Genomic DNA, 12,529 nt, shown 5'->3' with positions numbered 1-12,529 from the left:
GCCGGCATGGGGTGTTTCAGGCGCCGCGGGCGGCGTCGTGGCGGGCGATGACGTCGTTCCAGTTGATCAGGTCCCACAGCTTCTCGACGTAGTCGGGGCGCACGTTGCGGTACTGCAGGTAGTAGGCGTGCTCCCAGGCGTCGAAGACGAGCAGCGGGGTGGTGTTCATGCCGACGTTGCCGTGGTGGTCGTAGACCTGCTCGACGACCAGGCGGCGGCCCAGCGGCTCCCAGGCGAGCACGCCCCAGCCGGAGCCCTGGACGGTGGCGGTGGCGGTGGTGAGCTGCTTCTTGAAGGCGTCGAACGAGCCGAAGTGCTCGTCGATGGCGTCGCCCAGCTCGCCGTCGGGGCGGTCGCCGCCGTCGGGGGAGAGGTTCTGCCAGAAGATCGTGTGCAGGACGTGGCCGGACAGGTTGAACGCGAACGTCTTCTCCAGCCCGACCAGCCCGCCGAACTCGCCCTTGTCACGGGACTCGGCCAGCCGGTCGAGGGTGTCGTTGGCGCCCTTGACGTAGGCGGCGTGGTGCTTGGCGTGGTGCAGCTCCAGGATCTCGCCGGTGATCGCGGGCTCCAGCGCGGCGTAGTCGTAGGGCATGTCAGGAAGGGTGTACTGACCCATGACGTCTATCCTCCAAAGCTCCTACTTGCATATAACTCGCAACAACAATAGCTGTGCAACTTGCCGACGTCCCGGGCGGCGTGCCGACAACGGTGGCGACCTTCGCGCGGCACCTGGCCGTCGAGGTCCCTCTCGTGGCGGCATATCTGCGAAGATTGTGTTTCTGCGCATGATCTGCAACTGAACGGCTCCGGAGGAGTGCCCCCTGTGACCGTGCCGACGCCCTCCGACTCGGACACGTTCCGGCCTCCCGCACGGTCCGTCGTCCGCGACGGGCGCTTCATCCGGCTGTGGTGCGGCACCACCGCCTCGGGCCTGGCGACCTGGGCGCTGCCCTTCGTGCTCGGGCTCGCCGTGCTGGACCGAACGCTCACGGCGGCCGGTCTCGGGATCGTCCTGGCCACCCGTACGGTGGGCTTTCTCCTCGCGGTGCCGGTCAGCGGCGTTCTGGCCGATCGGTACCCGCGCCGGGCGGTGGTGCTGTGGGCCGGGCTGGCCGCCGCCGTGGCCACTCCGGTGATCGCGCTCGGGCTGGGCGGTTCCGTTCTGGTCATGGCGGTCGCGGCGGCCGTCGTCGGGGCCGGTCAGGGCGCGTGCCGGCCCGCGTTCCAGGCGCTCACCGCCGAAGTGGTCGAAGCGGAGCGGCGGCAGCAGGCCAACGCCGCCATCACGCTGGCCGTACGCGTCACCACCCTGGTCGCGCCGGCGGGCACCGCGCTGCTGGCGGTCGTCCTGGACACCGGGCTGCTGGTCGTGGGCACCGGGCTGCTCTGGCTGCTCGCCGCGTTCCTGCCGCCTCGCGGGCTGCCCGCGCCGGCGCCCACGGGGGAGCGGCCGCGGCTGCTGAAGGAGTTCGGCGAGGGCGTACGCGAGGCGCGCCGGCATCCCTGGTTCTTCGCCGGTCTGGGCGCGCTGGCCGCCGTCGTCTTCACCGGCTACTCCGTCACGGGGGTGGCGCTTCCGCTGGTCAGCCGCGACCGCTACGGCACGGAGGCGGTGCTGGCGGCGGCGCTGACGGCGTACACGGTCGGCGCCCTGGCCGGAGCGGTGCTCGTGGCCAGGTGGAAGCCGCGCGCTCAGGGATGGGTGGCGCTGGCCGGTCTGGCCTTCTACGGCTTCGCGCCGCTGAGTCTGCTGCTGCCGGTGCACCCGGTGGTGGTGTTCGCCGCCTACGCGCTGACCGGGCTGGGCATCGAGCTGTTCAACGTGCCCTGGTTCACCGCCACCCAGCGCGAGGTCGAGCCGCGCCTGCTGGCCCGCGTCTCCTCGCTGGACTTCCTGGTCTCCTACGGCCTGGCCCCCGTTGGCCTGGCCTTCCTCGCGCCCGCCATCGACGTCTTCGGCTGGCAGCCGGTCCTGGCCGGGTGCGCGGTGGTGTGCTTCCTGGCCCCCGCCGCGGCGGCCCTGGTGCCCAGCAGCCGCGGTTTCTCCCGCCGCGAGCGCGTCTGAGGCGGCGAGGGCGGCGCGGCCTTCTCACCGCGACGCCCGGCTGGAAGGATGAGTGCCGTGTCCGCCCTGGAACGGGTCTCGCGCCACGCACGAGCCGCTGTTTTCGCGGCTGTGTGCGTCTTCATGTCCGCGGGCGGCCATGTCCTCGCCGGTGGTGCTCCGGTCGCGGTGCCCACGTTGTTCGCCGGCTCCGTGGCGGCGTTCGTCCTGGCCTTCGTGCTCTGCGGACGCGAGCGCGGGCCCGAGGTGATCATCGGGGTGACGGCCGCCGCGCAGCTCCTGCTGCACGAGTTGTTCGCCAGGAGCGCTCCGGTTCCCGCGTGGTACGCCGAGCACCCGCACGCCGGCCCGCCCGGCGCGGGCATGACCGTGGCGCACCTGGTGGTCGCGGCGGTGAGCGGGTGGTGGCTGTACCGCGGGGAGAGCACGTTCTGGCTGATGGTGCGGCTGTGGGGGATGGCTCCGCGGCCGAAGCTGCGCAGGCTGCTCGTCGGGTCGGTCGAGCCGGTGGAGACGCCCGTCCGGGTCGTGCTGCTGGCCGAGGCGGAGGCGTACCGCAGCCCTGAACTCGTGCGGACGATGCTCCGGCGCGGGCCGCCGGAGCCGCTGACCGTTCGCTGACGCCCGCACTCGCCGGTCCGCCGAGTCGGGCGCTCCCGTAACAGGCGTGCCCTGACGTGGCACGCCAGCCCCTGCCGCCTGCACGGCTCGCTCCGCCCGGCTGCCGCCGTACGCCGGAGCGCTTCGCCGGCGCGGAAGACCGCACTTCGTCCTGCTATCAGCCGCAGGGAGTGACCGTGATGAACGCCGTCACCGACGAACACGACGCCGACGACCGCCGCCTGACCTTCCTCGCCCTGGCCGCCCGCGAGGGCGACCCCGCCGACGTGGCGGCCTTCACCGAGGCGGTGTACGCCGACGTGCGCCGCTTCCTGACCTACCTCACCGACGCGCAGTCGGCCGACGACCTCACCCAGGAGACGTTCCTCCGGGTCCTGCGCGGCCTGCCCCGCTTCGCAGGAAGGTCGTCGGCCAGGTCCTGGTTGTTGTCGATCGCCCGGCGGGTGGTCGTCGACCGCTTACGCGCCGCGCGGGCGCGGCCCGTGGTGGCGGACCTGGCCAACTGGCAGGCCGCCGTGGAACGCCGCCAGCCTCACGACCTGCCCGGCGCACATGACGGGGTGGAACTGGCCGCGCTCCTGGCCGAGGTGCCGCGCGAACGGCGGCACGCCTTCGTGCTCACCCAGGTCCTCGGCCTGCCGTACGCCGAGGCCGCCGAACTGCTCGGCTGCCCGGTGGGCACGGTGCGCTCCAGGGTGGCGCGGGCCCGGCACCAGTTGTCCGCGTCCTGGCTCGCCGCCGCCTGACCGTCCGTGCCGTTCACGGAAAGACGCGCTCGGACGTCGGGGAGCCGAATTTCCGGCGATCGCCGGGAACCGTCCGGGGCCCGCGTCCGACTACTGGACTGTCCGCAACCCGGCAACCGGGAGCCGGCCGAGCCGCTTCCGGGAGAGGAGGATCGTTCATGAGTAAGTCGCTCAAGATCGTGGTGCGGCGCAAGAAGACCCGTAGCCGCCTGCTGAACAACCACGGCTGACAGGTTCCCGTCAGGTGACGGCCGCCGCCGGGGAGCGCCCGGCGGCGGCCGGTCCGGTCAGGTTGCCGTTGTACGGCGCAAGCCGAAGGAGCGTGCGTGACGCAGACGGAGTTCCGACGGGCTCGGACGTTGATGATCTACTGGCACGACGGGGAGCTGACGGCCGAGAACTACCTGGAGAGTCGTTCCACCGAGGTGGAGACCGACAACGCGGTCGCCGTGGACGCGCAGGCGCTGGTGCTGCTGGAGCACTTCACGGACTGGTCGACGGCCGAGAAGGCAGCCGCGCGCCTCGGGGAGTTCGACGCCGGCTCGGTCCGCGAGGCCGTACTGGCGCTGGCCGAGGCCGGGTTGCTGATCGACCGGGCCACGGCCAGGCGCGAGGAGCGGTTCCTGGAGGCGTGGGGCGACTGGGGCGAGGAGGCGCGCTTCTTCCATTTCGGCACCCGCGACACCATCTACACCGGCGACAGCCTGGAACAACGCCGGGCCGACGCCCGCTGGGTGCGGGAGACCGGCGGGCGGCCCCCGGCCATCTTCAAGTCGTATCCCGACGCGCCCCGGGTCTACCTGCCGCGGGCGTTCCTGCCGCTGGTCGACTCGTTCGGGCAGGTGCTCACCCGGCGACGGACGCATCGCGTGTTCACCGGCGAACCGGTGAGCCTGGCGCAGTTGTCCACGGCGCTGTACTACACGTTCGCGCCGATGCAGCTCTACGACGCGGGAGACCTGGGCACGCTGATGCTGCGGACCAGCCCGTGCGGAGGCGCCCGGCACGAGCTGGAGGGTTACGTCGCAGTCCTCGACGTCCAGGACGTGCCGCAGGGGCTGTACCACTACAACGCCGAGGCGCACGCTCTGGAGCTGGTCGACGCGGGTTTCGACCGGGCACGGCTGCACCGGCTGACGTACGAGTCGGAGATGTGCACGCCGTCGGCGTTCGTCTGCTTCGTGAGCGTGGTGTTCGAGCGGACCATGTACAAGTACCGGCATTCGCGGGCGCTGCGGGTGACGCTGCTGTCGGCCGGGCATCTGGGCCAGACCTTCGTGCTGACCTCGACCGCGGTCGGGCTGGGCGCCTGGCAGAGCGCGGCGTTCCGTGACGGGGAGCTCGACGAGGCGCTCGGCCTGGACGGGTTCTCCGAGGGGGTGCTGTACATGTTCGGCGCCGGTCTTCCGGTGCTGGGGGAGAACGGCCTGCCCGCGGGAATCAGCCGGGCCGGGCTCACCGATCCTGGTCGGCTCGTGGCGGCCCACCCCGCCGACGTCCGGGCGGAAGGCGCCGGGGGATGAGCGAGGCGTACCGGCGGTTGTGGCGGCATCGATGGGTGCCGTCACTGCTGCTGGTGGGGGCGTGCGCCCGGGTGCCGCTGCAGGCGTACACCTTCGCCGTGCTGCTGCTGGCGGTGGAGCGGACCGGCTCGTACGCGGCGGCGGGTGTGGTGGCCGCCGCGGGCGGGGTCGCCTACGCCGCAGGGGTGCCGGTGCACGGCCGGCTCGTGGACCGGTTCGGGCAGACCTGGTCGCTGACGGTCGCGACCGGCCTCAACGCCGCCGCCTTCGCCGGTCTGCTGCTGACGGCCCACCTGCGGCCGACGCCCGGGGCTCTCGCCGGGTGGTCGGCGGCGGTGGGGCTCTCGCTGCCGCCGGTGGCCGCCGCGGCGCGGGCGCTGTGGTCGCGGGTGGTCGCCGACGACGAGATCCGGCGTACCGCGCTGGCGGTGGACGCCATGGTGCTCGACGTCGCGTTGATCGCCGGGCCGCTGCTGGTCGCCGCCGTCAGCGCGGTGACGGGTCCGGGCTGGGCGGTGGGCGGCTGCGCGGTGGTGCTGCTCGGCGGCACGCTGTGGTTCAGCTCGCTGCCGCCGTCGCGGTCCTGGACCCCGGCTCGTCGCGCGAGCGGTCTCGCCGGGCCGCTGCGGTCATGGGGCATCGTCGTGCTGCTGGCCGTCTCCGTGCTCGCCGGGGCGCTGCTGGGGGTCCTGCGGATCGCTTTCGTGGAGTTCGCCGACAGGGCGTACGATCCGGCCGCCGGCGGTCTGGCGCTGGCTGCCTTTGGCGTCGGGAGCCTGGTCGGCGGGCTGGTCTACGGCGCGCGGCGGTGGCGTTCCGACGCGGCGGTGCGGATGCGGGTGATCCTCGCCGGGTACGCCTGCGGCGTCGCGCCGCTCGCGCTGGCCCCGAACGTGCCGGCGCTGGCGGCGCTCGCGGTGCCCGCAGGTCTCTGCCTCGCCCCCCTGGTCATCTGCACCTTCGAACTCGTCGGCCGATGCGCTCCCGAGGGCACCCTGACCGAGGCATTCGCTTGGGGAATCACGGCCACCTTCACCGGGTCGGCGCTGGGCAACCTCGTCGCGTCGGCGCTCGTCGGCGCGGGCGCGGGGACGGCCGCCGTGTTCGCCGCGGCTGCCGGTTTCGCCGTGCTCGCCGCCGTCGTGGCCGCCCTCGGCGCGCCGCTCCTCGCCGTCCGGCCGGCGCCGACGGCCCTCGATCAACCGTCCGAGAAAGGCTCCTGATGCACGTGTTCCGGTCCGATCACCGGCGACGCGGGGCCGCAGGCGGCTCCCGCCACCGCGCCGCACGCAACCCGGCCGTACGCGACCCGGCCGTCCGCGTCGCCGCTGCTGCGGCGGCTGTGCTGCTGGCCGCCGGGTGTGCGCAAGCCGCTCCGAGCCGGATCCAGGCGAGCGGGACACCCGGCTTCACCCCGGTCACCGTCACGGACTGCAACGGGGTCACGTCGGTCGTCAAGTCCCCGCCCAGGCGCGCGGTGGTGCTCACGCCGAGCGTGCTGGAGCTGCTGCTCTGGCTCGACCTCGGCGAACGGGTCGCGGCGCTGGGCCAGGAGCCCCGCCCGGGCGCCCTGCCGGAACGCTTCTCCCGGCAGGCCGCCGCCATCCCGTCGTTGTCCGGCAGGTACACCGCGGGCAGCGGCTACCAGCCGGTGCCACGGGAGGAACTGCTGGCCGCCCGGCCCGACCTGGTGCTCGGCGGATTCGGCAGCAACTTCGACGCCCCCGGCGCCATGTCCCAGAAGGAGCTGGCCGCCGACGGGATCCCGTCCTACCTGGCCCTGTCCACCGCCTGCGAGTCGGCCGTGACCGGCCCGCAGACCGGCTTCGACCTGGTGTGGCGGGACCTGGAGAACCTCGGCCGGATCTTCGGGGTGCCCGATCGGGCGCGGCGGGTCGTCACGGAGATGAAACAGAAGATCGCCCCCGTGCAGGCCAAGGTCGCCCAGCTCGCCGATCGGCCCACCGTCTTCCCCTTCGAGTACGACGAGGGCACCGCCACCCCGTACGCGCCGGGCAACCGGCAGGCGGTCAACGCGGTCATCGAGACCGCCGGCGGCCACAACCTCTTCGGCGACCAGGACAAGGCGTACGTCAAGGTCGGCTGGGAGGAGGTGGTCGCCCGTGATCCCCAGGTCATCCTGGTCATCATCTACGACCAGGGCAGCCCCGCCGCCAACGACGCCCGCTTCGCCGAGGCCGAGCGGTTCCTGCTCGGCAGCCCGGCGCTGCGCGGGGTACGCGCGGTGACCGGCAAACGGTTCGCCCGGCTGACCTACGAGGCGGCCTCGGTCGGCGGCGTCAACAACGCCGAGGCCGTGGTCCAGCTCGCGGCACAGTTGTCCCCCGCCGGATGACGGCCTCGCAGCGCGGCCCGCTCGCGGCGACCGCCCGGCCGCGGCCCTCCCGCCGCCGCGTCGCGCCGTACGCCGTTCTGGCCGGGACGCTGGTCGTGGGCGTGGCCGCCTCGATCCTGGTCGGCACCGTCGACGTGCCCGCCGGCACCGTGGCCCGCATCCTCGCCTGGCACCTGACCGGGCACGGCGATCCGGCCACCTGGACCGTCAGCCAGGACACCGTGGTGTGGAACCTGCGACTGCCCAGGGCCCTGCTCGCCGCTCTCGTCGGCGCGGGCCTGGCCGTCTCGGGCGCCGCCACCCAGGCGCTGGTGCGCAACCCGCTGGCCGACCCGTACGTCCTGGGCCTCACCTACGGGGCGGCCGTGGGCGCGGTGGCGGTCATCGTCACCGGGTTCGCCCCGCTCGGCGGCGTCTCGTCGGGGGTGGCCGCCTTCGTCGGCGCGCTGGGCGCGTTCGCCGTCGTCTACGTCCTGGCCCGCGCGGGAGGCACGCTCGCCCCGCTCAGACTGATCCTCTCCGGGATGGCCGTCACCTACGCGCTGTCCGGCGTCACCAGCTTCCTCGTGCTGCAGGCGGACGACCCCGGCACCACCCAGTCGGTGCTGTTCTGGCTCTTCGGCAGCCTCGCCGAGGCGAACTGGGCCGCGCTCGGGCTGCCCGCCGTCGTGCTCGCGGCCACGGTGATCGCCCTGCTCGCCCAGGCCAGACCGCTCAACACCCTGCTGCTCGGCGACGAGACCGCCGCCGGTCTCGGTGTCCCCGCCACCCGCCTGCGCCGCCATCTGTTCCTGCTCATCGCCCTGCTCACCGGCGTGATGGTGGCCCTCGCCGGGGGCATCGGCTTCATCGGCCTGATCGTCCCGCACGCGGCCCGGCTGCTCGTCGGCAGCGACCACCGCCGCCTGCTCCCCGTGGCGGCCCTCGCCGGCGCCGGTTTCCTCGTGCTCGTCGACCTCGCCGCCCGCACCGCCCTGCACCCGCGGGAACTGCCGGTCGGAGTCGTCACCAGCGTCGTCGGCGCCCCGCTCTTCCTCTGGCTCGTACACTCCCGCGCCCGCGACACCACCGGACTCTGACCGCCATGCCCACCCTGAAGCTGCACGACGTGCACGTCACCATCGCCGGGACCCCCATCGTCACCGGCGTCGACCTCACCGCGCCGTCCGGCACCCGGGTAGGGATCATCGGCCCGAACGGCAGCGGCAAGAGCACCCTGCTGCGGGCCGTGTACCGGCACCTGCCCCTCGCCCGGGGGCACATCACCGTGGACGGCGCGGACCTGTGGCGGCTCACCCCACGCCGCGCCGCCCAACTGGTCGCCGCGCTGCCCCAGGAGACCCGCTCCGACTTCGACGTCACGGCCTGGGAGATGGCCGCGATGGGCCGCACCCCGCACAAACGCCCCTTCGCCCCCGACACCGCCGAGGACACCGCCATCGTCGCCGACGCCCTCACCCACGCCGGAGTCGCCCACCTGGCCCACCGCCGCCACGCCACCCTGTCCGGCGGCGAGAAGCAGCGCGTCCTGCTCGCCCGTGCACTCGCCCAGCAGGCGCCCGTGCTGGTGCTCGACGAGCCCACCAACCACCTCGACATCCGCCACCAGTTCGAACTGCTCGACCTGGTCACCTCGACCGGCGTCACCGTGGTCGCCGCCCTGCACGACCTGAACCTGGCCGCCACCTACTGCGACCACCTCTACGTCCTCGCCGAGGGACGCGTCATCACGAACGGACCTCCCCGCGACCTCCTCACACCGCGCCTCATCAGGGACGTGTTCGGCGTCGACGCCCACGTCACCTCCACCCCGGGGACCGGCACGCCGCACCTCATCTTCCGCCCGAACGACAGCACCGGCGACCGCACGCCCTACTCGTGAACGCCCCGGCGCGGACGCCGGCGCACGACCACCAGCGCGAGCCCCACCGCGGCGGCGACCACCCCGATGGCCAGCCAGGCGGGTGACCCGCCGGTGACGGGCCGGCACTCGGCGACGCACAGGACGGGATCGATCCGTATCAGGTCGGCACCCTGGAGGATCCACAGGAGACCCAGCAGGGTGAGGAGCGTCCCACCGACGATCCTCACGGCCCGGAGCGGGCCTGGTCGTACGGGGCGAGGCTGGGGCATCGGTTCACCTTCGGTAGGATAAAAGTACTAAGGGAGCTTTAGAAGGTTAGGTTATAAGGTGACCGAACAATCCACAACCGCGGACCCGTTCCTGCCGCAGCTCATCGGCCAGGCGTTCAACCTGATCCTCGACGGGCTCTACCAGCACCTCGTCGACTACGGCTACGAGGATCTGCGCCCCACCCACTACCTGAACGTGTTCCGGTTGATGGACTGCGACGGCACCCGGCCCACCACCCTGGCCCGCAGAGCCGGGATGACCCCGCAGGCGATGAGCGAACTCGTGGGCTACCTGGAACAGCACGACTACGTGCGACGCGTCCCCGACCCGACCGACGGCCGGGGCCGGGTCGTCGTCTTCGCCGACCGGGGGACGCGCGCCGCCGAGGTCAGCGCCGCCTACTTCGCCGAGCTGGAGACCCGGTGGGCGGTCGTCGTCGGAACCGACGGTCTCCAGGACGTCAAGTCCGCGCTCACCCGGATCCTCACGCACGGCACACCCGCGTCGAGCGCGGCCGCACCGGCCAAGACCTCGTCAAGGCTCGCCTCCCAGCCCACCGCGACGCGGACGAGGCCGTCCTCGAGCTGACCGCGCCCCCGCCGGACGGGCTCAGCGCAGCGCGTCGACGGGCTCCATCCGCGCGGCCCGCAACGCGGGATACAGGCCCGCCAGGAGTCCGACCAGGGCACCCGCCACGGGCGCGGCCAGCGCCAGCCGTACGTCGAGCACCGGGGTCCACTGGCGTACGGCGGCCACCCCGACGACGGTCACCATGCCCAGGCTCGCCCCGATCACCCCGCCGGTCAGCCCGGTCAGGCTGGACTCCAGCAGGAACTGGGCGGCGATGTGACGGCGGGCCGCGCCCAGCGCCCTGCGCAGGCCGATCTCGGCGACCCGCTCCATGACGGTGACCAGGGTGACGTTCGCGATGCCCACCGCGCCGACGACCAGGGAGACCAGGCCGAGGACGAGGAAGAGGCCGTTGACATCGTCCTGGGCGCCGTCGCGCGCCCGCTTCGGGCTCGGCGGGGCGTTCACCTGCAGCTCCCCGCTGCGGTTGGGGCTGAGCGCGAGCGGCGCCTGGCCGGCGATCAGTTCGGCGGCGCCGAGCTGGGTGGCGACCAGGACGCGGGTGACGTCCTTCAGCCCGAAGTCGGGCCCGAGGCCGGGCGGGACCAGCACCGCGCTGGCCAGGATCTGCTCGCGCTTCAGCCCGCCGATGATGCCGATGACGGTGTAGGCGCGGCCTTCAGGTCGCGGCGGGCGTTGTCGTGGCGCAGCCGCAACGGCCGCACGTCGAGGCCCTCGTCCAGCGCCTTCCTGTCGGCGGCCAGGGTCTCCTCTGCGGTCTGTACGGCCTGGCGGAGCTGCTGCAGCGACTTGCGGGACTCCAGGTCGGGCTCCTGTGCCTGGTATCCGCGCTTGTCGTACCAGCGTTTCACCGCCGCCACGGTGGCCGCGTCGAAGACGCCGGTCGCCTTCACCCGCAACGCGCGCTGGAGCTGCTTGACGTCGTCGCCCTGGGTGCCGGGCACGAGGGTCCGGTACATCGGCCGCTTCCCGCGCAGGGCGAAGACCGGTCGCCCGTTGACCTGCATCAGCACGTCACCTGCGCGGATCGGCCCGGGATCGGGGGCCTTGGTGACGCGTTGCGGGGAACCGTTCGGACCGCCGCCGGCCCCGCCGATCGTCCCGCCGACCGTCCCGGCCAGCGTGACCGGTAGCGGCGAGCCGTACGTCAGCGTGCCGCTGACCGTGACGGTGCTGGTGAGCTTGCGTCGCTCGACCGGCGCGGTGACGAGGGAGGGCGTGGGCGGGCGGCGCGCTGCCGCCTCCTCGGCCGGGGAACGCAGCCGGGAACCGACCACCCAGCCCGCGCCCGCGACCACCAGCACTCCCGCCACGACGAGGGCGAGCACTCTGGATCTGCGCACGTTACCGCGTGGCCGTCATGGCCATGCCGACGCCGGGCATGAGCTGGGCACGCTGGTAGACCTCGTTCGCCTTGGGCCGGTAGACGGCGTAGAACTCCTTGCCGCACTCCAGGTCGTCCAGTGCCGCCTTGATCTCGCGCCGCAGCATCGGCCGCGCCTCGTCCGCCGTGGGATTCTTCTGGCCGAACGCGCCCAGCTCCTTCATGAACGGGTCCTCGGTGCTGCGCACGATCTCCGAGGGGCGCTGCGAGGTGACCCGGTAACCCTTGCCCTTGAGGCAGTCGGCGAACGCGCCCGCCAGCTCCACCAGCTTGGCGTCGCCGTCGATCTCGCGGCCGATGACCTGCTTCACCAGCTCGCTCTGGGCCTTGAACAGCTCGTCCATCGACTTCAGCTTCTTGCCGGTGGCCTTGTTGACCATCTCGAGCGTGCAGGCGTTCATCGCGTTGAAGTACGCCTCGCGTTGCGTCTTCGACAGCCCGGCGATGACCTTCATGTTGGGGTCGTCGCTCTCGCCCTCGTTGCCGTCGCCGACCTGACGGGACACCCGGCCTATCCCCTCGTTGGGATAGACGAAGGAGGCGGCCATCCCGAAGCCGTACTTTTCCCGATATTTCCGCATGGCTGAGTAGTCGCCTGACATCTCCTGTTTGACGCTTTCCGGCAGCTCCGGCGGGGAAACGATCGGGTGGTAGGCGAAGCCCTTGCCCTTCATGCAGGTGGCGAGCTGGGCCTGGCTCTGGCGCTGCTGGTTGGCGCGGTCCGGGGAGGGGGTCGCCGACGGCTGGGTCCCGCCCGAGGGAGCGCAACCGGTGAGGGCGGCAACCGCCGCCGCGGCGATCGCGAGCGGCGTTCGGAAGTCGGTCATGGGGCTTCACCTTCGCCAGCGAACCCTGAAGCGAACCTGAACTCGGCTGAAGCGGCCTTCCGGGTGCCAGGCGCGTCGCGGTACAGGGGACACCGCCCGGCGGGAGGCGTCCGCTGCCTCCTTACGTGAGACCTTCTTCGCGAACGTCTCCGCCGTACAAGGTCAACCGCCGGTAGTCCCGTGGCGCGATGCCGTAGGCCCTCCTGAACGCCCGGCTGAAGCGCTGCGGGCAGGGCAACCCCCAGCGAGCTGCGATGTCGTCCGGGGCGGCACCGCGTC

General features: G+C 72.7%; 14 protein-coding genes. 9 read left to right on the top strand and 5 right to left on the bottom strand.

All coding sequences use genetic code 11. From position 1 onward, the window contains the following. Nucleotides 1-16 precede the first annotated feature (16 nt). Nucleotides 17-619 (bottom strand): superoxide dismutase, encoded by a 603-nt coding sequence (locus ACZ6S0_RS16480; protein WP_465917726.1) that lies wholly within the window; start codon nucleotides 617-619, stop codon nucleotides 17-19. Between the two features lie 207 nt (nucleotides 620-826). On the opposite strand from ACZ6S0_RS16480, the gene ACZ6S0_RS16475 reads away from it, so the two are divergent. From ACZ6S0_RS16475 to ACZ6S0_RS16440, 8 genes are all read left to right on the top strand, one after another. After that, nucleotides 827-2,068 (top strand): MFS transporter, encoded by a 1,242-nt coding sequence (locus tag ACZ6S0_RS16475; RefSeq protein ID WP_465917725.1) that lies wholly within the window; start codon nucleotides 827-829, stop codon nucleotides 2,066-2,068. 57 nt (nucleotides 2,069-2,125) lie between these two features. Further along, nucleotides 2,126-2,689 carry an MFS transporter gene (locus ACZ6S0_RS16470; protein WP_465917724.1) on the top strand — a complete coding sequence of 188 codons (564 nt, stop codon included), beginning with the start codon at nucleotides 2,126-2,128 and terminating at the stop codon, nucleotides 2,687-2,689. Between the two features lie 179 nt (nucleotides 2,690-2,868). Beyond that, nucleotides 2,869-3,435: a sigma-70 family RNA polymerase sigma factor gene (locus tag ACZ6S0_RS16465; protein ID WP_465917723.1), complete on the top strand. Its 567-nt coding sequence runs from the start codon at nucleotides 2,869-2,871 to the stop codon at nucleotides 3,433-3,435. A gap of 326 nt (nucleotides 3,436-3,761) precedes the next feature. Next, nucleotides 3,762-4,958, top strand: coding sequence for a SagB/ThcOx family dehydrogenase (locus ACZ6S0_RS16460; protein ID WP_465917722.1), 1,197 nt, complete (start codon nucleotides 3,762-3,764; stop codon nucleotides 4,956-4,958). Continuing rightward, nucleotides 4,955-6,181, top strand: a complete 1,227-nt coding sequence (locus ACZ6S0_RS16455; protein WP_465917721.1) for an MFS transporter — start codon at nucleotides 4,955-4,957, stop codon at nucleotides 6,179-6,181. The genes ACZ6S0_RS16460 and ACZ6S0_RS16455 overlap by 4 nt, the downstream gene beginning before the upstream one ends. Then, nucleotides 6,181-7,314, top strand: a complete 1,134-nt coding sequence (locus ACZ6S0_RS16450) for an ABC transporter substrate-binding protein (protein ID WP_465917720.1) — start codon at nucleotides 6,181-6,183, stop codon at nucleotides 7,312-7,314. The genes ACZ6S0_RS16455 and ACZ6S0_RS16450 overlap by 1 nt, the downstream gene beginning before the upstream one ends. Further along, a complete protein-coding gene (locus ACZ6S0_RS16445; protein ID WP_465917718.1) occupies nucleotides 7,311-8,393 on the top strand; it encodes a FecCD family ABC transporter permease in 1,083 nt (360 codons plus the stop codon). Before ACZ6S0_RS16450 ends, ACZ6S0_RS16445 begins: the two co-directional genes overlap by 4 nt. A 5-nt stretch (nucleotides 8,394-8,398) precedes the next feature. Continuing rightward, on the top strand, nucleotides 8,399-9,196 hold the full coding sequence (locus tag ACZ6S0_RS16440) for an ABC transporter ATP-binding protein (RefSeq protein WP_465917714.1): 798 nt from the start codon (nucleotides 8,399-8,401) through the stop codon (nucleotides 9,194-9,196). Here ACZ6S0_RS16440 and ACZ6S0_RS16435 read toward each other — a convergent pair. After that, entirely contained in the window at nucleotides 9,187-9,405 is a 219-nt protein-coding gene (locus ACZ6S0_RS16435) for a hypothetical protein (RefSeq protein WP_465917712.1), read from the bottom strand. The two genes, ACZ6S0_RS16440 and ACZ6S0_RS16435, sit on opposite strands and share 10 nt — an antisense overlap. A 100-nt stretch (nucleotides 9,406-9,505) precedes the next feature. Here ACZ6S0_RS16435 and ACZ6S0_RS16430 point away from each other — a divergent pair, with 100 nt between their 5' ends. After that, the gene (locus ACZ6S0_RS16430; RefSeq protein ID WP_465917708.1) at nucleotides 9,506-10,036 is read left to right on the top strand and encodes a MarR family winged helix-turn-helix transcriptional regulator; all 531 of its coding nucleotides are present in this window, start codon (nucleotides 9,506-9,508) and stop codon (nucleotides 10,034-10,036) included. A gap of 21 nt (nucleotides 10,037-10,057) precedes the next feature. Here ACZ6S0_RS16430 and ACZ6S0_RS16425 read toward each other — a convergent pair whose 3' ends face one another. From ACZ6S0_RS16425 to ACZ6S0_RS16415, 3 genes are read right to left on the bottom strand one after another with little or no spacing between them, the layout of a single operon-like run. Further along, on the bottom strand, nucleotides 10,058-10,630 hold the full coding sequence (locus ACZ6S0_RS16425; protein ID WP_465917704.1) for an ABC transporter permease: 573 nt from the start codon (nucleotides 10,628-10,630) through the stop codon (nucleotides 10,058-10,060). Nucleotides 10,631-10,656: 26 nt separating this feature from the next. Continuing rightward, nucleotides 10,657-11,382: a peptidoglycan-binding domain-containing protein gene (locus ACZ6S0_RS16420; RefSeq protein WP_465917700.1), complete on the bottom strand. Its 726-nt coding sequence runs from the start codon at nucleotides 11,380-11,382 to the stop codon at nucleotides 10,657-10,659. A 1-nt stretch (nucleotide 11,383) separates the two neighbouring features. After that, the gene (locus tag ACZ6S0_RS16415; protein ID WP_465917697.1) at nucleotides 11,384-12,250 is read right to left on the bottom strand and encodes a hypothetical protein; all 867 of its coding nucleotides are present in this window, start codon (nucleotides 12,248-12,250) and stop codon (nucleotides 11,384-11,386) included. Nucleotides 12,251-12,529: the final 279 nt, after the last annotated feature.

This window comes from Nonomuraea sp. NPDC051298 (assembly GCF_055586305.1).
Note: the sequence above shows the minus strand (reverse complement) of the source record. Positions and strands in the feature narration are given on the sequence as shown.